At 67.3% G+C, this 18,378-nt stretch carries 20 protein-coding genes and 1 tRNA gene; 9 read left to right on the top strand and 12 right to left on the bottom strand.

Annotated elements, in window-relative coordinates; translation table 11 throughout:
• Window positions 1–187: 187 nt before the first annotated feature.
• The 3 genes from G8O29_RS15875 to G8O29_RS15865 all read right to left on the bottom strand — a co-directional run bounded on the left by G8O29_RS15875 (window position 188) and on the right by G8O29_RS15865 (window position 2,042).
• A complete protein-coding gene (locus G8O29_RS15875) occupies window positions 188–502 on the bottom strand; it encodes a DUF6525 family protein (RefSeq protein ID WP_166404207.1) in 315 nt (104 codons plus the stop codon).
• On the bottom strand, window positions 499–1,716 hold the full coding sequence (locus G8O29_RS15870; protein WP_166404206.1) for a GTP-binding protein: 1,218 nt from the start codon (window positions 1,714–1,716) through the stop codon (window positions 499–501). The genes G8O29_RS15875 and G8O29_RS15870 overlap by 4 nt, the downstream gene beginning before the upstream one ends.
• Before the next feature lie 74 nt (window positions 1,717–1,790).
• The gene (locus G8O29_RS15865; RefSeq protein WP_166404205.1) at window positions 1,791–2,042 is read right to left on the bottom strand and encodes a BolA family protein; all 252 of its coding nucleotides are present in this window, start codon (window positions 2,040–2,042) and stop codon (window positions 1,791–1,793) included.
• 76 nt (window positions 2,043–2,118) lie between these two features.
• Between G8O29_RS15865 and G8O29_RS15860 the strand changes: the two genes are divergently transcribed.
• The 3 genes from G8O29_RS15860 (at window position 2,119) to G8O29_RS15850 (ending at window position 4,306) form a co-directional block, all read left to right on the top strand.
• Window positions 2,119–2,751 (top strand): J domain-containing protein, encoded by a 633-nt coding sequence (locus G8O29_RS15860; protein WP_166404204.1) that lies wholly within the window; start codon window positions 2,119–2,121, stop codon window positions 2,749–2,751.
• Window positions 2,752–2,876: 125 nt separating this feature from the next.
• The gene (cobS, locus tag G8O29_RS15855; protein ID WP_207623907.1) at window positions 2,877–3,851 is read left to right on the top strand and encodes a cobaltochelatase subunit CobS; all 975 of its coding nucleotides are present in this window, start codon (window positions 2,877–2,879) and stop codon (window positions 3,849–3,851) included.
• 62 nt (window positions 3,852–3,913) lie between these two features.
• Window positions 3,914–4,306: a thermonuclease family protein gene (locus tag G8O29_RS15850; RefSeq protein ID WP_166404202.1), complete on the top strand. Its 393-nt coding sequence runs from the start codon at window positions 3,914–3,916 to the stop codon at window positions 4,304–4,306.
• Between the two features lie 313 nt (window positions 4,307–4,619).
• Here the strand turns inward: G8O29_RS15850 and G8O29_RS15845 are convergent, their stop codons facing one another.
• On the bottom strand, window positions 4,620–5,210 hold the full coding sequence (locus G8O29_RS15845) for an NADPH-dependent FMN reductase (protein ID WP_166404201.1): 591 nt from the start codon (window positions 5,208–5,210) through the stop codon (window positions 4,620–4,622).
• A gap of 149 nt (window positions 5,211–5,359) precedes the next feature.
• Here G8O29_RS15845 and cobT point away from each other — a divergent pair, with 149 nt between their 5' ends.
• The 3 genes from cobT (at window position 5,360) to G8O29_RS15830 (ending at window position 9,461) form a co-directional block, all read left to right on the top strand.
• Window positions 5,360–7,228 (top strand): cobaltochelatase subunit CobT, encoded by a 1,869-nt coding sequence (cobT, locus tag G8O29_RS15840; RefSeq protein ID WP_166404200.1) that lies wholly within the window; start codon window positions 5,360–5,362, stop codon window positions 7,226–7,228.
• 81 nt (window positions 7,229–7,309) lie between these two features.
• Window positions 7,310–9,109, top strand: a complete 1,800-nt coding sequence (locus tag G8O29_RS15835; RefSeq protein WP_166404234.1) for an aminopeptidase P family protein — start codon at window positions 7,310–7,312, stop codon at window positions 9,107–9,109.
• Between the two features lie 10 nt (window positions 9,110–9,119).
• Entirely contained in the window at window positions 9,120–9,461 is a 342-nt protein-coding gene (locus tag G8O29_RS15830) for a DUF427 domain-containing protein (protein WP_166404199.1), read from the top strand.
• Here the strand turns inward: G8O29_RS15830 and G8O29_RS15825 are convergent.
• Window positions 9,448–9,858: a SufE family protein gene (locus tag G8O29_RS15825; protein ID WP_166404198.1), complete on the bottom strand. Its 411-nt coding sequence runs from the start codon at window positions 9,856–9,858 to the stop codon at window positions 9,448–9,450. The two genes, G8O29_RS15830 and G8O29_RS15825, sit on opposite strands and share 14 nt — an antisense overlap.
• Before the next feature lie 122 nt (window positions 9,859–9,980).
• Between G8O29_RS15825 and G8O29_RS15820 the strand changes: the two genes are divergently transcribed.
• Window positions 9,981–10,439: a hypothetical protein gene (locus G8O29_RS15820; RefSeq protein WP_242679140.1), complete on the top strand. Its 459-nt coding sequence runs from the start codon at window positions 9,981–9,983 to the stop codon at window positions 10,437–10,439.
• A gap of 78 nt (window positions 10,440–10,517) precedes the next feature.
• On the opposite strand, the gene rnd is transcribed toward G8O29_RS15820, so the two are convergent.
• Window positions 10,518–11,672, bottom strand: coding sequence for a ribonuclease D (gene rnd, locus G8O29_RS15815; protein ID WP_166404197.1), 1,155 nt, complete (start codon window positions 11,670–11,672; stop codon window positions 10,518–10,520).
• A gap of 134 nt (window positions 11,673–11,806) precedes the next feature.
• On the opposite strand from rnd, the gene G8O29_RS15810 reads away from it, so the two are divergent.
• Window positions 11,807–12,169: a YbaN family protein gene (locus G8O29_RS15810; protein WP_166404196.1), complete on the top strand. Its 363-nt coding sequence runs from the start codon at window positions 11,807–11,809 to the stop codon at window positions 12,167–12,169.
• On the opposite strand, the gene purN is transcribed toward G8O29_RS15810, so the two are convergent.
• Window positions 12,161–12,748 carry a phosphoribosylglycinamide formyltransferase gene (purN, locus tag G8O29_RS15805; protein WP_166404195.1) on the bottom strand — a complete coding sequence of 196 codons (588 nt, stop codon included), beginning with the start codon at window positions 12,746–12,748 and terminating at the stop codon, window positions 12,161–12,163. The genes G8O29_RS15810 and purN overlap by 9 nt on opposite strands.
• Entirely contained in the window at window positions 12,745–13,791 is a 1,047-nt protein-coding gene (gene purM, locus G8O29_RS15800) for a phosphoribosylformylglycinamidine cyclo-ligase (protein ID WP_166404194.1), read from the bottom strand. Before purM ends, purN begins: the two co-directional genes overlap by 4 nt.
• A gap of 116 nt (window positions 13,792–13,907) precedes the next feature.
• On the opposite strand from purM, the gene G8O29_RS15795 reads away from it, so the two are divergent.
• Window positions 13,908–13,984 (top strand) — tRNA-Ile (locus G8O29_RS15795).
• A 3-nt stretch (window positions 13,985–13,987) separates the two neighbouring features.
• On the opposite strand, the gene G8O29_RS15790 is transcribed toward G8O29_RS15795, so the two are convergent.
• The 4 genes from G8O29_RS15790 to G8O29_RS15775 are packed head-to-tail and all read right to left on the bottom strand — an operon-like array spanning window position 13,988 to window position 18,326.
• Window positions 13,988–14,959 (bottom strand): 2-hydroxyacid dehydrogenase, encoded by a 972-nt coding sequence (locus G8O29_RS15790; protein ID WP_166404193.1) that lies wholly within the window; start codon window positions 14,957–14,959, stop codon window positions 13,988–13,990.
• Window positions 14,960–14,975: 16 nt separating this feature from the next.
• Window positions 14,976–15,869 carry a succinate--CoA ligase subunit alpha gene (gene sucD, locus G8O29_RS15785; RefSeq protein ID WP_166404192.1) on the bottom strand — a complete coding sequence of 298 codons (894 nt, stop codon included), beginning with the start codon at window positions 15,867–15,869 and terminating at the stop codon, window positions 14,976–14,978.
• A complete protein-coding gene (locus tag G8O29_RS15780) occupies window positions 15,869–17,059 on the bottom strand; it encodes a malate--CoA ligase subunit beta (RefSeq protein ID WP_166404191.1) in 1,191 nt (396 codons plus the stop codon). Before G8O29_RS15780 ends, sucD begins: the two co-directional genes overlap by 1 nt.
• A 19-nt stretch (window positions 17,060–17,078) precedes the next feature.
• Window positions 17,079–18,326, bottom strand: coding sequence for a pyridoxal-phosphate-dependent aminotransferase family protein (locus G8O29_RS15775; protein WP_166404190.1), 1,248 nt, complete (start codon window positions 18,324–18,326; stop codon window positions 17,079–17,081).
• Window positions 18,327–18,378: the final 52 nt, after the last annotated feature.

Genomic DNA, 18,378 nt, shown 5'->3' with positions numbered 1-18,378 from the left:
GGTCGGCAGGCCCCGGGGCCTCGGCGGTCATGGACCGTCGCCCTCGCTGCCGGGTCGGGGCGTCGATCGGATTGAGCGCCTGACGGCGCAAGCCTTCTGTCTCGCCTCTGGCGCAGAGCGCCAACCGGCTCGGGCGCCGGGGGTTTCCACCCCCGGACCCCCGGAGAGTATTTGCCACATGGGCAAGTCAGGGCGTGCGGCCAGGTGTCGGGGCGGGAGTCGGGGCGGGTCGGATGGGTCCACCCGGATAGGCGGTGCCCCAGACATTTGCCGCCTCGCGGGCGAGAGTCTGCGCCTCGGCCCGGGTCAGGCGGGCCCTGGCGGCTTCGGGGCAGCCGGTTTCGCGCAGGGCACGTTGCCAGAGACGAAGGACCGAGGCCGCGCTCCAGGGGAGTGCGGCCCCGGCCAGCCAGAGCCTGAGATCGCGGGGAAGCCGGTCATAGGCGGCCATGGGATCGGTCTGGCGCCAGCGGGCACGGGGCGAGCGGAGGTTCCGGGTCATGCCGCCTGACGCCGCCAGAGGGGGAACGGATCGGAAAAGCCGGTCCAGGCCTCGGGCGTGAAGGCGCGGGCCGGGACGAGGGCGGCGTCGAGGCGGGCGCGCAATGCCGCCTCGTCCATCCCGCTGCCGATGAAGACCAGTTCCTGGCGCCGGTCGCCCCACGGCTCCTGCCATTTCGACGCCACCTCGGCCAGGGCGTCGGGGTGGGTCGGCCAGCGGTCGCGGGGCACGCTGGCCCACCAGCCGCCAAGCGGTGTCACCGAGGAGACGGCGCCCGCGAGGCTGAATTCGGCCACCCAGTCGGGCCGGGTCGCCAGCCAGAAATGGCCCTTGGCACGGATCACGCCGGGCAGATCGCCGTTCAGGACCGCGTGGATCCGGCCCGGATGGAAGGGCGCGCGGGCGCGGTAGACGAAGGAGGTGATGCCGTATTCCTCGGTCTCGGGGGTGTGCTGGGCGAAGCCGTAAAGCTCCTTGGCCCAGAGCGGATGTTCATGCGCGCGATCGAAGTCGAAGAGTCCCGTGTCGAAGATCGCCGAGGGATCGACACGGGAGTGATCCGTCTCGATCAGGCGGGCGTCGGGGTTCAGCGACCTGATGATCTTGCGGGCGGCCTCTGTCCGGGCGGGGCCGGCGTCCGTGACCTTGTTCAGGATCACCACATCGGCGAATTCGATCTGGTCGGTCAGCAGGTTGACCAGCGTGCGGCTGTCGCCCTCGCCCAGGGATTCGCCGCGGTCGGCCAGGAAATCGTGGCTGGAGAAGTCGCTGAGCAGGTTGATCGCATCGACGACCGTGACCATCGTGTCAAGCCGAGCGACATCCGACAGGCTGTTGCCCGCCGCATCGCGGAAGTCGAAGGTCGCGGCCACCGGCAGGGGTTCGGCGATGCCGGTGGATTCGATCAGGAGATAGTCGAAGCGGCCCTCTGCGGCGAGGCGACGCACCTCGGTCAGGAGGTCGTCGCGCAGGGTGCAGCAGATGCAGCCGTTCGTCATCTCGACGAGCTTCTCTTCGGTCCGCTTGAGATCGGTCCCGTCGCGGATCAGGTCGGCGTCGATGTTCACCTCGGACATGTCGTTGACGATGACGGCGACGCGGCGGCCGTTGCGGTTGTTCAGGACATGGTTCAGAAGCGTGGTCTTGCCGGCGCCGAGAAAGCCGGAAAGGACGGTGACGGGAAGGCGGGTGTCGGGGAGGCGGGGGTCGGGCATCGCTGGCTCCTTGATATGTTATACTATAACATATCTGGGTCAGACGGGGACCGCAAGGCAAGGGCGGCCCCGTGCTAGCCGATGTCGAGCGCGATGGCGTGGATGCGGTTGTTCAGATCGCCCAGCGCCTTCTGCACCGCGCGGTGGCGGGCGAGGCGGGGCATGTCGCGGAAGGCCTCGGCCCGGATGGTGATGTGGAAATGGCTTTCGCCCGTACCGTCATCGCCCGCGTGGCCCGCGTGCCTGTGGCTTTCGTTCACCACCTTCAGCAGCGAAGGGTGGAATGCGGCGGTCAGGCGGTCCTCGATCTCGTCCTTCACGGCCATGTCAGCGTCCCCTGCCCTTCCAACTTGCCGAAAAAGCCCTAAACTCGTGGCCCCGAGTCGGAAAGGCCCCAAACGCATGTCCAGTCGCCCGCCCTTCGAGTTCAACATCAGCGCCGCGGCGGCCAAGAAGCGCAAGACGGCCGGCAGGCGCGGCATGTCGGGCGCCTTCGACACGGTGGACCGGCCCTGCGATTATCCGGGCTGCAAGGAGAAGGGCGTCTATCGCGCCCCGAAATCGCCTGAGCTGCTGGATGAGTATTTCTGGTTCTGCAAGGACCATATCCGGGAATACAATCTGAAATGGAACTTCTTCCAGGGCACCACGGACGAGGAGTTCCAGAAGTTCCTGGACCGCAGCCGGGTCTGGGAGAGGGAGACAAAGCCCTTCAGCCGGCAGGGCGACGGCAACGCCTGGGCGCGGCTGGGGGTGAACGACCCAATGGCGATTCTGGGGGAGAAGGCGACGCAGAATCCCGGACGGACCACCTCGGCCGCGACGCGCAGGCTGCCGCCGACCGAGCGCAAGGCGATCGAGATCCTGGACGCGCGCGACACCATGTCGAAGGCGGAAATCCGAAAGGTATACAAGGGGTTGATCAAGGTCCTGCATCCAGACATGAACGGCGGGGACCGCAGCCATGAAGAGCAGTTGCAGGAGGTGGTCTGGGCCTGGGACCAGCTGAAGGACAGCCGCTATTTCCGCGACTGACGGCGGCGAAAAGCGGCGTGGCGCCGTCGCGTCCCGCCCTTCCCCTTGAACCCCCAGGGAATATGTTCCAAGGATGGCCGGTGCGGCGCAATGGGGCGGCCCGCGGCTTAAGGTGAGCGATGGCGATGCTGGATCAGGTGATGAAACCGACCGAGGAGATCTCGGTCCGCGAGGTGTTCGGGATCGACACCGACATGCGTGTGAAGGGCTTCGCCGACCGCACCGATCGGGTGCCCGAGATCGACCCGACCTACAAGTTCGACCCGGACACGACGCTCGCGATTCTGGCGGGCTTTGCCTACAATCGCCGGGTGATGATCCAGGGCTATCACGGCACCGGGAAATCGACCCATATCGAGCAGGTGGCGGCGCGGCTGAACTGGCCTTGCGTGCGGGTGAACCTGGACAGCCACATCAGCCGGATCGACCTGATCGGCAAGGACGCGATCAAGCTGCGCGACGGCAAGCAGGTGACGGAGTTCCACGAGGGCATCCTGCCCTGGGCGCTGCGCAACCCCGTCGCCATCGTCTTCGACGAATATGATGCGGGTCGGGCGGATGTGATGTTCGTGATCCAGCGGGTGCTGGAGCATGACGGCAAGCTGACGCTGCTGGACCAGAACGAGATCATCACGCCGAACCCCTGGTTCCGGCTGTTCGCCACGTCGAACACGGTGGGTCTGGGCGATACGACCGGCCTCTATCACGGGGTCCAGCAGATCAACCAGGCACAGATGGACCGCTGGTCGCTGGTGGCGACGCTGAACTATCTGAGCCATGACGCCGAGACGGCGATCGTGCTGGCGAAGAACCCGCATTACAACACCGAGAAGGGCCGCAAGGTGATTTCGCAGATGGTGACGGTTGCCGATCTGACGCGGACGGCCTTCATGAATGGCGACCTGTCCACCGTGATGTCGCCACGCACCGTGCTGAACTGGGCGCAGAATGCGGAAATCTTCCGCAATGTGGGCTATGCCTTCCGGCTGACCTTCCTGAACAAGTGCGACGAGCTGGAGCGGCAGACCGTGGCCGAGTTCTACCAGCGCTGCTTTGCGGAAGAGCTGCCGGAGTCGGCGGCGAGCATGGCGATGAAATGATGCGGCGGGCTTGGTTCGCCCAAGCCTTTCTCGCAATCCTGGCAGTCGGACTTGCGGGCTGCGTGGCGACCTCTGCTCCGACCCCGCGGGCCCCATCTGGCGCCGTCGATACCGGCTGTCGCGTCACCTATATCGCCGATGGCGACACGATCCATATGGCCTGCCCGGGCACCGGCGAGGTCAAGGCTCGGCTTCTGGGCTTTGACACCCCCGAGGTCTACACTCCAAGATGCGGCCAGGAACTGGCGGCGGGCCAGCAGGCGACGGCGATCCTGCGGCAGGTGCTGCGGTCCGGCCCGATCACGGCGGCCCGGTTCGAGGGGCATGACCGTTACGGGCGCGAGTTGGTCCGGCTTGAGGTCGCCGGACAGGACGTCGCGCGCCAGATGATCGCGAGCGGCTATGCGGTGCCCTATTCGGGGGGAAGACGCCCGGATTGGTGCCGGATGCTTTGAGGGGGCCACCCGGCAGGCTTTCCCCTCCGCCCTGAAATGCGCGATTCCGCGGGCCTTCTGCCGAAATGGCGCGCGGATCGGAGAGTTTCTTGCCGTCTTCCTGCCTTGGGCTGCGACGGAGCCCGAGGCGGCCCGTCCCCTGTTGCGCGGTCGGGTGAGGCCGCAAGGGCGCTGACCTGGCGGATCGAGGCGAAGGTGGCGCGGAAGGCGCTGCCGGACCGGGCGTATTTCGCAAGGGATCACGGGGCAGAAACTAGATCGGCGCAGCTTCTGCAAGGCTGCGCCGACCCGATCGGTCAATCCTGACGCAGCCTCAGGCCGCGCGGGCGGCCATCGTCGCCTTCGCCCACCAGGCGAGGTCATCCAGCGTGGCCTTGGCCGACGGCAGCAGCGCCCCTTCGATGTCGGCCAGGTTGCCCGAGCCGCCCATGCCGGGATGCACCTTCCAGAAGTCGGCGCCACCGATGTGGACGGCATTGCGGGTCGGGACCATCTGGAGTTCGACGGCGATCAGGCGCAGATGCTCCAGCGCACGGGCGCCGCCCATCGAACCGTAGGCAATCGCGGCCATCGGCTTGCGGGCCCAGGCGGTATAGGCCTGGTCAAGCGCGTTCTTCAGCGGGCCGGTGATCGAGTGGTTGTATTCGGCGACGACGAAGATGTAGCCGTCATACCCGGCGATCTTCTTCTGCCATGCCACGGCGGCGGGGTTCGACGACGGCATGTAGGCGTCCGACGCCGGTTCATCGAACATCGGCAGGTTGAAATCGCGCAGGTCGACGATTTCCACATCCATGTCGCCGCGGGCATCGGCCTGGGCCTTCATCCATGCGGCCGGGATGTCGGCAAAGCGGTGCTGGCGGGTCGAGCCGATGATGAGCGCGATCCTGGGCTTGTTGGCCATGGGAGAGGTTCCTTCCGGATGGGTTTGAATTCGGTGTGTTTTATCTGGGGTTGCGGGGGGTGGTGCCAACTCTCCAATCCCGCGCCGCGTCTGTGCGCCGACGCACGGCGACGCTTGCCGCCGGGGGCGCGGAGTGCTTTATCTGGGGCATGACCAAGCCCACCGACAACCCCGCCGATCCGTTCAAGAAGGCCCTGGCCGAGGCCACCCGCACCATGGCGGATGACCCGGAGATGACGGTCACCTATTCCGTCGATCCGGCGGGGATGAACAAGGAGGGCGTGCGCCTGCCGCAGGTCAGCCGCCGGATGACACGGGACGAGGTGCTGCTGGCGCGCGGCACGGCGGATGCCTTTGCGCTGCGGCGGAAGTATCACGACGCTGCGGTGGCGGCGCGCTATGCGCCGACCGGGCCCTTGGCGCGCGACATCTTCGAGGCGATGGAGAACGCGCGCTGCGAGGCGGTAGGCGCGCGCGACATGCCGGGGACGGCCGGGAACATCGACGCGAAGATCGCGCATGAGGCGGACCGCAAGGGCTATGGCCAGGTGACGACCGCCTCGGAGGTGCCGCTGCCGGTGGCGGCGGGCTATCTGGTGCGGCAGAGGGCGACGGGGCGCGCGCTGCCGAAGTCAGCGGAACATGCGGCGGACCTCTGGCGCGGCTTCGTCGAGGAGCAGGCGGGCGAGACGCTGACCGGGCTGGACGATGTGCTGGGCGATCAGGCGGCCTTCGCGCGGCTGGCGCGGAAGGTGATCGCGGACCTCGGCTATGGCGACCAGCTGGGCGACGACCCGGATGCACCCGAGGATGCGGGCGACGATCAGGCCGAGGAGGATCAGGACGCGCCCGATTCGGCGGGGGAGGAACAGGACGAGAGCGACGAGTCCGAGGCCTCGCCCGAGCGGAGCCAGGAGGAGCAGCAGGACCAGTCCCAGGCGCAGGTCACGATGGAGGACAGCGCCGACATGGAGCAGGGCGACGAGGCGGAGCTGCCCGAAGGCGAGGCGCCGCTGGAGCCGCCTCCGCCCGCGCCGCATTCGGACGCGGACCCGAATTATGTCGTCTATACGACGGATTTCGATGAGGAAATCAAGGCCGAGGAATTGGCCGAACCGGCGGAGCTGGAGCGGCTGCGCGCCTATCTGGACCAGCAGCTGGAGCCGTTGAAGGGGGCGGTCAGCAGGTTGGCGAACAAGTTGCAGCGGCGACTTCAGGCGCAGCAGAACCGCAGTTGGGAGTTCGACAAGGAGGAGGGCATCCTTGACGCCGGCCGTCTGGCGCGGGTGGTGGCGAACCCGACGACTCCGCTGAGTTTCAAGTGGGAGAAGGACACCGAGTTCCGCGATACGGTTGTGACGCTGCTGCTGGACAATTCGGGGTCGATGCGGGGGCGGCCGATCTCGATCGCGGCGATCTGTGCGGATGTGCTGGCGCGGACGCTGGAGCGGTGCAACGTGAAGGTGGAGATCCTTGGGTTCACGACGCGGGCCTGGAAGGGCGGACAGAGCCGCGAGCGCTGGCTGGCGCAGGGGCGGCCGCAGATGCCGGGGCGGCTGAACGACCTGCGGCACATCATCTACAAGTCGGCGGATGCGCCCTGGCGGCGGGTTCGGCCGAACCTTGGGCTGATGATGAAGGAGGGCCTTCTGAAGGAGAACATCGACGGCGAGGCGCTGGAATGGGCGCATCGGCGGGTGATGGCGCGGCCCGAGCAGCGGAAGATCATGATGGTGATTTCCGACGGGGCGCCGGTGGACGATTCAACCTTGTCCGTCAACCCCGCGAATTATCTGGAGAAACACCTGCGCGACGTGATCGCCATGGTGGAACGGCGCCGCGCGGTGGAGCTGATCGCCATCGGGATCGGGCATGACGTGACGCGGTACTACCAGCGGGCGGTGACGATCACCGATGTGGAGCAATTGGCGGGCGCGATGACGGAACAGCTGGCCGCGCTGTTCGAGGTGGACCCGAAGAAACGCGCCCGGGCGCTGGGGATGCGGCGGGCAGGGTAAGGGGGCCTTCTGCCCCCTCGCCCCGGACAGGGTCCGGGGCTCACCCCCGAGGATATTTGTGGACAGATGAAAGGCCGCGGCATGTTCCAGAGCTTCGACAGTCACGCCTCGCCCGATCAGGGCCCGCCCCGGCTGCTTGCGCTGCGCGCGAAGCTGGCGGCGATGGGGCTACAGGGCTTCATCGTGCCGCGGGCGGACGTGCACCAGGGCGAATATGTCGCCCCGCGGGACGAGCGGTTGCAATGGCTGACCGGGTTCACCGGCTCGGCGGGGTTCTGCATCGTGCTGCCGGATGCGGCGGGGGTGTTCATCGACGGGCGCTATCGGACGCAGGTGAAGGCTCAGGTGGACCTGTCGGTCTTCACGCCGGTGCCCTGGCCGGAGGTGAAGCCGGGCGACTGGGTCAAGGAAAGGCTGACGGCAGGAGTGGTGGGATTCGACCCCTGGCTGCATACGGCGGATGAGGTGGAGAGACTTCAGAGATCGCTTGAAGGCACTGGCGTAACCGTTTCTTCTGTCAGCGAAAATCCTGTTGATACGATCTGGCCGGATCAGCCCGCGGCGCCTGCGGGCAAGGCTTTCGTGCATCCTGTCGCGCTTGCGGGCGAAAGCCATGCCGACAAGCGCGCGCGGCTGGCGGAGGCGTTGCGAAAGGCCGGGCAAAGGGCGGCGGTCATCACGCTGCCGGATTCGCTGTGCTGGCTGTTGAACATCCGGGGCGCGGATGTGCCGAAGAACCCGGTGCTGCATGGGCTTGCCGTTCTGCACGACGACGCGCGGGTCGATCTGTTCGTGGCGCCGGCCAAGCTGGACGAGGCGGTGCGGGCGCATCTTGGGCCGGAGGTCGCGGTGCATCCGGTCGAAGGATTTGCCGAGGCGCTGAAGGGCCTTGCCGGGCCGGTGCGGGTGGACAAGACCACGGCGCCGCTGGCGGTGTCGGAGATCCTGAAGGGGGCGGGGGTGGAGGTCGCCTGGGGCGATGATCCCTGCCGCCTGCCCAAGGCCTGCAAGAACGCCGCCGAGATCGCGGCCACGCGGGAAGCCCATCTGCGCGACGGGGCGGCGATGGTGGAGTTCCTGCGCTGGCTGGACGAGGCCTCGCCGTCCGGGGGGCTGACCGAGATTTCCGTGGTGCAGGCGCTGGAAGGGTTCCGGCGGGCGACGAACGCGCTGCATGACATCAGTTTCGACACGATCTGCGGGGCAGGGCCGAACGGGGCCATCATGCATTACCGCGTGACCGAGGAGACCAATCGGCCGGTGGCGCAGAACGAATTGCTGCTGGTCGATTCGGGGGCGCAGTATGCGGACGGGACGACCGACATCACCCGGACGGTGGCCATCGGCGATCCGGGGCAGGAGGCGCGGGAGTGCTATACGCGGGTCCTGCAAGGTCTGATCGCGATCAGCCGGGTGCGGTTCCCGAAGGGGCTGGCGGGGCGGGATATCGACGCGCTCGCACGGTTCAACCTGTGGGTCGCGGGGCAGGATTACGACCACGGCACGGGGCATGGCGTGGGGGCCTTCCTGTCGGTGCATGAGGGGCCGCAGCGGATTTCCCGCGTCTCGGAGGTGCCGCTGGAGCCGGGCATGATCCTGTCGAACGAGCCGGGCTATTACCGCGAGGGCGCCTTCGGCATCCGGCTGGAGAACCTGATCGTGGTGCAGGCGGCGCCTCCTCTGGGCGACAACCGGGCGCAGCTGGCCTTCGAGACGCTGACCTTCGTGCCCTTCGACCGCCGCCTGATCCTGCGCGAGGAGCTGTCTAAGGGGGAACGCCGCTGGCTGGACGCCTATCACGCAGAGGTGCTGGAAAAACTTGGCAATCGGGTTTCCGGTGCTACCCTTGACTGGCTGACGCAGGCTTGCGCCCCGATCTGAGGAGGCAGGAATGGCCGATCACATCCGCATTGCCAGGGTTGAGGGGCCGGTCACGGTGCGGGCGGGCACCACTTTGCTGGGCACCAGCGCGCGGGCGCTGGAGCTGCGCGAAGGATCCTATCCCCCGGTGATCTATGTTCCGCGCGAGGATATCGACATGACCCGGCTGATGCGGACGGATCATGCGACGTCCTGCCCGTGGAAGGGCAAGGCGAGCTATTACTCGATCAAGGGCGATGCCGGGATGCTGGCCAATGCGGTCTGGAGCTACGAGACGCCGAAACCCGACGTGGCCGAGATCGCGGGGCACCTGGCGTTCTATCCCGACCGGGTGACGGTCACGCGCGGCTAGCGGCCTCGTCGCGGATCCGCTGGACCATGGCGCGCAGGCCGTTCGAACGCTGGCTGGAGAGATGTTCGTTCAGGCCAAGGCGACCCAGTTCCGCGGTGGCGTCGATCTTGCCGACCTCGGCCACGGGGACGCCGGAATAGAGCGCGTGCAGGATGGCGATCAGGCCGCGGACGATCATGGCATCGGAATCGCCTTGAAAGTCGAATTTGCCATCCTCGACCATCGGGCGCAGCCAGACCTGGCTGGCGCAGCCCTGCACCTTCAGCGCCGGGACCTTGAAGCTGTCGTCCAGGGGCGGCATGGCCTTGCCCAGTTCGATGACATGGCGGTAGCGGTCCTCCCAGTCGTCGAGGAAGTCGAATGTCTCGGCAATTTCTTCGAAGGCTGGGCTGGCCATGGTCTGCTCCGTCTGGTGTGGGTGAGGTAAGGCGCGGGGCCGGGACAGTCCAGTCCAAGATGCGCTTTTCAAACGCGGTGCCATCGGCTACCCAAGGGGCAACGCATCAGGAAGCTTGCCCCATGTCCCTGTCACGCCGTTACGTCGTCCTTGGCCTTGCGCTTGCCGTCGCCGGCTGTGGTGGCCTGCGGCAGAGCCGGTTGAACCCGTTCAACTGGTTCCGCAAGTCCGAACCGCGCGAGACGATCGTGCTGCCCGAGGCGAAGGCGGATGGGCGGCTCTTGGCCGAGGTGGTGCTGTCGATGGCGGTGGAGCCGATGCCGGGCGGGGCCATCGTGCGGGCGCGGGGCCAGATGCCGGTGCAAGGCTATTGGAACGCGGAGCTGGTGCCGCAGCCGGTAACCGAGGGCGGGACGCTGGTCTACGAGTTCCGGGTCTTTCCGCCGATCGAGAAGACCGCGGCCGGGACGCCGCAGTCGCGGCAGGTGGATGTGGCGATCTACATTTCCAACTTCAAGCTGGAGAACGTGCGCGAGATCGTGGTGCAGGGGGCCACGAACGCCCGCGCCTCGCGCCGATAGCCGATTTCCATGCGGAAATCGGTGCGGAGCCTGAAAGGCTCCGGTCCGGACTTCGGTCGAAGTCCGGTTTCCGGGAGGTCAGAGCCGGACGACGCGCACCTCGTTGCCCTTGGCCGACAGGGCGATCTCGCCCTTGCAGAGGCGCAGGGCGTCATCGCCGAAGGCTTCGCGCCGCCAGCCGGAAAGCGCCGGGACATTGCGCTCGCCGGCGGCGATCAGATCGAGGTCGGCCGATGAGGCGATCAGGCGGGGCGCGACGCCCAGGCTTTCCGACTTGGCCTTCAGCAGCACGCGAAGAAGGTCGGCCAGCGCCGGGTTCACCTGCATCTGTTCGCGCGAGGCCTCGACCCGGGGCATGTCCTCGGGCTTCATCTCCAGCCCTTCCTTCACTGCGGCAAGGATGCCTTCGGCGATCTCGGGCTTGCGGCCTTCGCGCATCAGGAGACGGGAGCGGCCCAGTTCCTCGGCCGTGGTGGGGCGGGTGGAGGCGAGTTCGAGAAGCGCGTCGTCCTTCATCACCCGGCTGCGCGGCACGTTCTGGCCTTGCGCATAGGCCTCGCGGAAGCGGGCGAGCGCCTTGACCACGGCGAGGAAACGGCCAGAGGTGGTGCGGGTCTTGATCCGCTGCCAGGCGTCGTCGGGGTGTATGGTATAGGTCGCGGGATCGGTGAGGATCGCCAGTTCCTCGGCCACCCATTCGGCGCGGCCGTTCTTCTTCAGCTGCGCGGCAAGCCACTCGTAGATCACCCGCAGATGCGTCACATCGGCCAGCGCGTATTCCTTTTGCGCGTCCGACAGCGGGCGGCGCGACCAGTCGGTGAAGCGAGAGGTCTTGTCGAGGTCGGCCTTGGCGATCTTCTTGACCAGTGTCTCGTAGCCGACCTGTTCACCAAAGCCGCAGACCATGGCGGCGATCTGCGTGTCGAAGAGGGGTTTCGGAAAGACGCCGCCTTCGACGAAGAAGATCTCCAGGTCCTGCCGCGCGGCGTGGAAGACCTTGACGGTCGTCTCGTGGCGGAAGAGGTCGTAGAGGGGTTCCAGCGACATCTCCGGCCCCGCGATCGGGTCGATCAGGACCGCCTCCCCTGCCCCGGGCAGCGCCATCTGGATCAGGCAGAGCTTGGACCAGTAGGTGCGTTCGCGCAGGAATTCGGTGTCGAGGGTGACATAGGGCTGGGACTTGGCAAGTGCGCAATAGGCGGCGAGGTCTTCGGTCGTGGCGATCGTGCGCATGGGCCGTCCTTTCGTCGCGGGGTCATCCCGCCAATGCCGGGCTGTTCTAGGGCGTCGGGCGGGAAAAGGAAAGGGGCGGGGTTGAGCCTGGCGCCTGGCCGTGCGCAAGTGGCGAACGAAACGCGGGGTGGGTGATGCGCACGCTTTGGCTGGCGGCGGGGTTTCTGTTCCTGGGCCTGGGGCTTCTGGGCGTGGTGCTGCCCGTCCTGCCGACCACGCCCTTCCTGCTGCTGGCGGCGGGGTGCTTTGCCAAATCCTCGCCCCGGCTGCATCACTGGCTTCTGAACCACCGGACCTTCGGCCCGCCGATCCGCAACTGGGAAGAGCACGGCGCGATCTCGCGCCGCGCCAAGCGGCTGGCGGCGGGCAGCATGGCGGCGGTCTGGGGTCTGTCGCTGCTGGCCGGCCTGCCCTGGAGCGCACTGGTCGTGCAGTCGGTGCTGATCGGGATCGGCGCGGCCTTCGTGCTGACGCGGCCGGACGGGCCGTCAGGGTAAGAGGACAGGGGTGCGGTCCCCGGCGGCAAAGCGGCGCAGGACAGCGGGGTAGAGCCGATGTTCCTGCGTCAGGACGCGGGCGGCGAGGGTTTCCTGAGTGTCTCCGGGCAGGATCGGCACGCGCGCCTGGCCGAGGATGGGGCCTGCGTCGAGGTCGGCGGTGACTTCGTGGACGGTGCAGCCGGCTTCCGTGTCGCCCGCAGCAAGCGCGCGGGCGTGGGTGTGGAGCCCCGGGTATTTCGGCAAAAGCGAGGGATGGATGTTAAGCATCCTGCCGTCGTAGCGGCGAACGAAGCCGGGGGTCAGGATGCGCATGAAGCCCGCGAGGCAGAGGATGTCGGGCCGCACGGCCTCGATCCGTTCGGAAAGCGCAGCCTCGAAGGCCTCGCGGCTGGGGAAGGCGCGATGGTCGGCGGCGGCGGTGGGGATGCCAAGCGCCGCGGCCTTCGCAAGCCCCCCGGCGGCAGGGTCGTTCGACGCGACAAGGACGGGTTCGGCATGGCCGCCCTGCCCCATGTCGCGGACCAGCGCCAGCATGTTGGAGCCACCCCCGGAAATCAGGATGGCGACGCGCTTCACAGAAGCTTGCCCCTGTAGATGACCCCCTGCCCTTCGACGATCCGGCCCATGTCAGTGACGGTCTCGCCCATCGTGCCGAGAAGGTCGGTCAGGGCATCCGCCCGGTCCTCGGCGACGACGAGGATCATGCCGATCCCGCAGTTGAAGGTCTTGAGAAGCTCGGGTTCCGCCATGTTCGCGGTGGTGGCGAGCCAGCGGAAGACCGGCGGGAGTTGCCAAGCGCCAAGGTCGATTTCGCAGGCGAGGCCTTCGGGCAGGACGCGGGGCGGGTTCTCGGTCAGGCCCCCGCCGGTGATGTGGGCAAGGCCGTGGACCCCACCGGCGCGGACGGCGGCGAGCGCCTGTTTGACATAGAGGCGGGTCGGAGTGAGAAGCGCCTCGCCGAGCGTGCCGTCGCTGAAGGGGGACTTGGCGTCCCAGCCGAGGCCGGAAAGTTCCACCACCTTGCGCACGAAGCTGTAGCCGTTGGAATGGACGCCCGAGGAGGCGAGGCCGAGGAGGATGTCGCCCTTCTGAATGTCGCGCGGCAGGTCCTGCCCGCGCTCCATCGCGCCGACCGCGAAGCCCGCAAGGTCGAAGTCGCCCTTGTGATACATGCCCGGCATCTCTGCGGTTTCCCCACCGATCAGGGCGCAACCGCTGTCGGCACAGCCCCTGGCGATGCCGGCGATGATGCGGGCGGCCTCCTCGACCTCCAGCTTGCCGGTGGCGAAATAGTCAAGGAAGAACAGGGGTTCCGCCCCCTGGCAGACCAGATCGTTGACACACATCGCGACAAGATCGATGCCGATCGTGTCGACGTGACCGGTGTCGATGGCGATGCGCAGCTTGGTGCCGACTCCATCGGTCGCCGCCACAAGGATCGGGTCCTGGTAGCCTGCCGCCTTGAGGTCGAACAGCGCGCCGAAGCCGCCGAGGCCGCCCATCACCCCCGACCGGCTGGTGGATTTCGCGGCGGGCTTGATGCGATCCACCAGAGCGTTCCCGGCGTCGATGTCCACGCCCGCATCGGCATAGGTCAGCCCGTTGTGGCCCTTGGTCATCTGCCTGCCCCTTTTCGCGGAATCGACTTGCCGCCCGCATAGACGATTGCCGGCAGGCGTGCAACGCGGGGCCGACTTGACGCTTCGCCCGGTTCTGCTAGGCAGGACCAGGCTACGGGCCTGTAGCTCAATCGGTCAGAGCAGGGCGCTCATAACGCCTTGGTTGGGGGTTCGAGTCCCTCCGGGCCTACCAGCCTTACGCCACCCGGTCCTGCGGTTCGCGGCCGTCGAAGAAGGCGGTCAGGTTTTCCAGGACGCGAAAGCCCATCGCCTCGCGCGTTTCGCGGGTGGCAGAGCCGAGGTGGGGAAGAAGGACAAGGTTGTCGGTGTTCAGCAGCGCGTCGGGGACCGAAGGCTCGCGTTCGAACACGTCGAGACCCGCACCCGCGATGGTGCCGAACCACAGCGATTGTGCCAGCGCGTGTTCGTCGATCACCTCTCCGCGCGCGGTGTTGATCAGGAAGGCCGTGGGCTTCATCAGGTCCAGCCGGCGGGCGTTGATGAGGTGGCGGTTGGCGGCCCCGCCGGGGCAGTGCAGCGAGACGAAATCGCATTGCGGCAGCAGGTCCTCGATCGTGGGGACCTGGGTGGCGTTGTAGCGGTCCAGGACTTCGGTCGGGACAGGCGAGCGGTTCTGGACGAGGATCTTCATGCCGAAGCCGAAATGCGCGCGTTGGGCCATGGCCTGGCCGATGCGGCCGAAGCCGATGATGCCGAGGGTGGCCCCCGAAACCTTGGTGCCGATCAGATGCGTCGGGCGCCAGCCGGTCCAGCGGCCTTCGCGCAACTCGCGCTCCCCCTCCCCTGCCCGGCGGGCCACCATCAGAAGCAGCGTCATCGCGATGTCGGCGGTGCATTCCGACAGCACGTCGGGGGTGTTGGTGACGGTGATGCCGCGCGCCTTCGCGGCCTGGGTGTCGATGTGGGAAAAGCCGACGCCGTAGTTGGCAAGGATCTTCGTTCGGGGGCTGGGGTCGAAAACGGTCGCCGGAAGCCTGTCGGTGACGGTGGGGAGGATGGCGTCGTAGCGGGTCATGGCGTCGCGCAGCTCGGCCTCGGTCAGCGGCCTGTCCGCCCGGTTGAGATCGACGTCGAACTGCGCGGCCATCTGCGCCTCGACGGCGGCAGGCCAGCGCCGGGTGACCAGAACCCTGGGCTTGTTCGTCATCCCCCCTCCCCTTCCTTCACGCGGCGCGCCTGGCGATGACCCTCGCGACGGTCTCGCCGATCACGCTGGGGTTCTCGGCCACGGTTACACCGGCGGCGGTCAGGATTTCCACCTTTTCCGACGCGCTTTCCCCGAAGGCCGAGATGATCGCCCCCGCATGTCCCATGGTGCGGCCCTTCGGCGCGGTCAGGCCCGCGATATAGGCGATGACGGGCTTTGTCATGTGGTTCTGGATGTATGCAGCGGCTTCGGCCTCCTGCGGGCCGCCGATCTCGCCGATCATGCAGACGACATGGGTGTCGGGGTCGGCCTCGAAGCGTTCCAGGATGTCGCGGAAGGACGAGCCGTTGATCGGGTCGCCGCCGATGCCGACCGAAGTCGAGACACCGATCCCGCCGTCCTTCAGCTGCTGGGCCGCCTCATACCCCAGGGTGCCCGAGCGGCTGACGATGCCGACATAGCCCGGCAGGTAGATGTGGCCGGGCATGATCCCCAGAAGCGCCTTGCCGGGGCTGATGGTGCCGGCGCAGTTCGGCCCCGTCAGCACCATGCGCCGTTCGCGGGGATAGCGCAGCATGTAGCGCTTGACCCGGATCATGTCCTGGGCCGGGATCCCGTCGGTGATGCAGACGCAATAGCGGATGCCCCCGTCGGCCGCTTCCATGATGCTGTCAGCCGCGAAGGGCGGCGGGACGAAGACAAGGCTGGTGTCGCAGCCTGTGGCGGCGACGGCCTCTTTCATCGTGTTGAACACGGGGACGCCCAGGACCGTCTCCCCGCCCTTGCCCGGCACGACGCCCGCGACGACCTGGGTGCCGTAGTCGAGCATTTCCCTGGTGTGGAACTGCGCCATGCGCCCGGTGATGCCCTGCACGACGACACGGCTGCTGCGGTCAAGAAGAATGCTCATCACACGGCCCTCATCATCTGCTTGCGGTCGTTCTTCCAGGCGGTCACGGCGCGCTCGGCGGCCTCCATCAGCGTGTTGGCGCGAAGGATCGGCAGGCCGGATTGCGCAAGGATCTTCTGGCCTTCCTCGACATTGGTGCCGGAAAGGCGGACGATGACCGGAACGTCCACCGGCTCGGCCGTCAGGGCCTGCACGACGCCCTCGGCCACCCAGTCGCAACGGTTGATGCCGGCGAAGATGTTGACCAGCACCGCCTGCACGTTCCTGTCCGACATGACCAGCCGGAAGGCCCGGGCCACCCGGTCCGGGGTCGCCCCGCCGCCGATGTCGAGGAAGTTCGCGGGCTCGCCCCCGGCCAGCTTGATCGTGTCCATCGTCGCCATGGCAAGGCCCGCACCGTTCACGATGCAGCCGATGTTGCCCGACAGGCCGATGTAATTCAGGCCCCGGTCGGCGGCGCGGCTTTCGCGCGGGTCCTCTTGCGACTTGTCGCGCAGTTCCGCGATCTGCGGATGGCGGAACAGCGCATTGGTGTCGAAGGTCATCTTCGCGTCCAAGGCGAGGATCCGGTTGTCGGCGGTGACGACCAGCGGGTTGATTTCCACCATCGTCGCGTCAAGGTCGCGAAAGGCGCGGTAGCAGCCTTGCAGGGTGCGGACCATCGCCTGCGTCAGCGCCGCCGGGATGCCCAGCTTGAAGGCGATCTCGCGGGCCTGGAATTCCTGAAGACCCACGGCCGGTTCCACGGTGGAGCGCACGATGGACTCGGGACGCGAGGCCGAAATGTCCTCGATCTCCATCCCGCCTTCCGAAGAGGCGACGATCATCACCCGCTGCGAGGTCCGGTCGAGGACGAAACCCAGATAGATCTCGCGCGTGAAATCCACCGCGTTCTCGACATAGACGCGGTAGATGCCCTTGCCCTCGGGGCCGGTCTGATGCGTCACGATCTTCTGGCCGAACATAGCCTCGGAGGCTTCGTGGATCTCATGCTCGGAATTGCAGAGCTTGATCCCCCCCGCCTTGCCGCGGCCCCCGGCGTGGACCTGGGCCTTGACGATCCAGCGGTCGCCCCCCAGTTCGCGCGCCCGGTAGGCGGCCTGTTCGGGGCTGTAGGCCAGCGCGCCCGCAGGCACGGCGACACCGAAGCGGGCCAGGATTTCCTTGGCCTGGTATTCGTGAATGTCCATTGCTTCCTCCCTTGCGCGCTTATTCTGCGGCTATTGCTGCGGCGTAGTGCCGTTCGATTGCGGTCAGGGCCAGGCCCACATCGACGCCCGCGCCCATCGCGTTCATCTCGGCGGCAAAACGCGTCACGATGTCGGTGATCGCGGCCTGGCTCAGCTGGTTCAGGATGCCGATGCGGATCTGGACGGGTTCCGACAGCGTCGGCCAGATGCCGAAGCCCCTGGCGCGGGCATTGGCCACCAGTTCCTTTTCACGCCCCGCCAGCGCACCGGGCAGGTTGAGGACGACGAGGCTGGTCATGTTCGACGTGACCTCGCAGCCCAGGGCCGTGACGGCGGCGCGCAGGGCGGCCTCGTGATGGGCATAGTCGGCGGCCCTGCGAGCGCGGCCGTGCTGGAGGTTGATGCGCAGCGCCTCGTGAAAGGCGGCAACGGCATAGGCGGAATGAGTGCGGTGGTAGGTGCCCGCGGCCACGTCCTTGCCGTCCACGATGCCCCAGTGCCGGGCCTCGAAGATCGGGTTGTGGACGAAGCTGTAGCAGCCGTTCTGGCGCAGGTGGGCGATGTAGCGGTCGGTGAAGCTGACCGGGGCATAGGTCAGAGGCAGGCAGAGAACGCCCTTCTGCGGGCAGGAGGCCCAGCCGGCGACGCCTGGGTAGTCGTCGATGGCGAAGTCCTCGACGCCAAGCGAGGAGACGGCATCGACAAGGCCCATCACGTTGTGCCGCAGGCAGGCATCCGAGAGGCCCCGGATGTCGTTGATGCGACCCGAGCCGGTTTCCCAATGCGCCATGGTGGCCCAGGTGGGTTTGTGTTCCGCAAGCGCCTTCTCGATGATCTCAGCCGTGACCGACTGGCCGTGCGGGACCTCGATCACGGTGACATTGGCGGGCCTGGGGTCCAGTGCATTGGCCTTCAGGTCGTCGCGGGTCGCGGCCTTCGTGCGGACGGTCAGCGCGTCGATGCCGCTGAAGGTGCCGTTGACGAAACAGACAACCCTGTCGCCCGGCAGGATGGCCGAGAACAGGGCGTCAAGCCCGCTCCACCCCGTGCCGGCGACGCCGAAGGTGTAGGTGTTCTTCGTGCCCCAGAGCCGGCGCAGCATGTGCTTGCATTCGATCATGCCGCGCAGGACGTCGGCCTGCATGTGGTCGGAAAGCCCCGCGTTGGAGAAGGCCGCCAGCACCCGCGGGTCGGTGTTGCCCGGACCGGGGCCGGCGGCCAGGGTCTCGGGGATGACGAGTTGCGGATAAAGCTCGGTTTCGGTCATGCGGCGCCCCTCCCAAGGCCGATGGTCTGGACCGTCCGGGCGGGACCTGCGA

This window comes from Rhodobacter calidifons (assembly GCF_011174775.1).
GTDB classification, from domain to species: Bacteria; Pseudomonadota; Alphaproteobacteria; order Rhodobacterales; family Rhodobacteraceae; genus Tabrizicola; species Tabrizicola calidifons.
The sequence above is the reverse complement of the archived record's forward strand: the minus strand, read 5'-3'. Positions and strand labels throughout refer to the sequence as shown.

Excerpts from the sequence above, each read along its gene's own strand:
- G8O29_RS15875 (WP_166404207.1), bottom strand. The coding sequence starts at position 502 with ATGACCCGGAACCTCCGCTCGCCCCGTGCCCGCTGGCGCCAGACCGAT.
- G8O29_RS15870 (WP_166404206.1), bottom strand. The coding sequence starts at position 1,716 with ATGCCCGACCCCCGCCTCCCCGACACCCGCCTTCCCGTCACCGTCCTT.
- G8O29_RS15865 (WP_166404205.1), bottom strand. The coding sequence starts at position 2,042 with ATGGCCGTGAAGGACGAGATCGAGGACCGCCTGACCGCCGCATTCCAC.
- G8O29_RS15860 (WP_166404204.1), top strand. The coding sequence starts at position 2,119 with ATGTCCAGTCGCCCGCCCTTCGAGTTCAACATCAGCGCCGCGGCGGCC.
- cobS (WP_207623907.1), top strand. The coding sequence starts at position 2,877 with ATGCTGGATCAGGTGATGAAACCGACCGAGGAGATCTCGGTCCGCGAG.
- G8O29_RS15845 (WP_166404201.1), bottom strand. The coding sequence starts at position 5,210 with ATGGCCAACAAGCCCAGGATCGCGCTCATCATCGGCTCGACCCGCCAG.
- cobT (WP_166404200.1), top strand. The coding sequence starts at position 5,360 with ATGACCAAGCCCACCGACAACCCCGCCGATCCGTTCAAGAAGGCCCTG.
- G8O29_RS15835 (WP_166404234.1), top strand. The coding sequence starts at position 7,310 with ATGTTCCAGAGCTTCGACAGTCACGCCTCGCCCGATCAGGGCCCGCCC.
- G8O29_RS15830 (WP_166404199.1), top strand. The coding sequence starts at position 9,120 with ATGGCCGATCACATCCGCATTGCCAGGGTTGAGGGGCCGGTCACGGTG.
- G8O29_RS15825 (WP_166404198.1), bottom strand. The coding sequence starts at position 9,858 with ATGGCCAGCCCAGCCTTCGAAGAAATTGCCGAGACATTCGACTTCCTC.
- G8O29_RS15820 (WP_242679140.1), top strand. The coding sequence starts at position 9,981 with ATGTCCCTGTCACGCCGTTACGTCGTCCTTGGCCTTGCGCTTGCCGTC.
- rnd (WP_166404197.1), bottom strand. The coding sequence starts at position 11,672 with ATGCGCACGATCGCCACGACCGAAGACCTCGCCGCCTATTGCGCACTT.
- G8O29_RS15810 (WP_166404196.1), top strand. The coding sequence starts at position 11,807 with ATGCGCACGCTTTGGCTGGCGGCGGGGTTTCTGTTCCTGGGCCTGGGG.
- purM (WP_166404194.1), bottom strand. The coding sequence starts at position 13,791 with ATGACCAAGGGCCACAACGGGCTGACCTATGCCGATGCGGGCGTGGAC.
- G8O29_RS15790 (WP_166404193.1), bottom strand. The coding sequence starts at position 14,959 with ATGACGAACAAGCCCAGGGTTCTGGTCACCCGGCGCTGGCCTGCCGCC.
- sucD (WP_166404192.1), bottom strand. The coding sequence starts at position 15,869 with ATGAGCATTCTTCTTGACCGCAGCAGCCGTGTCGTCGTGCAGGGCATC.
- G8O29_RS15780 (WP_166404191.1), bottom strand. The coding sequence starts at position 17,059 with ATGGACATTCACGAATACCAGGCCAAGGAAATCCTGGCCCGCTTCGGT.
- G8O29_RS15775 (WP_166404190.1), bottom strand. The coding sequence starts at position 18,326 with ATGACCGAAACCGAGCTTTATCCGCAACTCGTCATCCCCGAGACCCTG.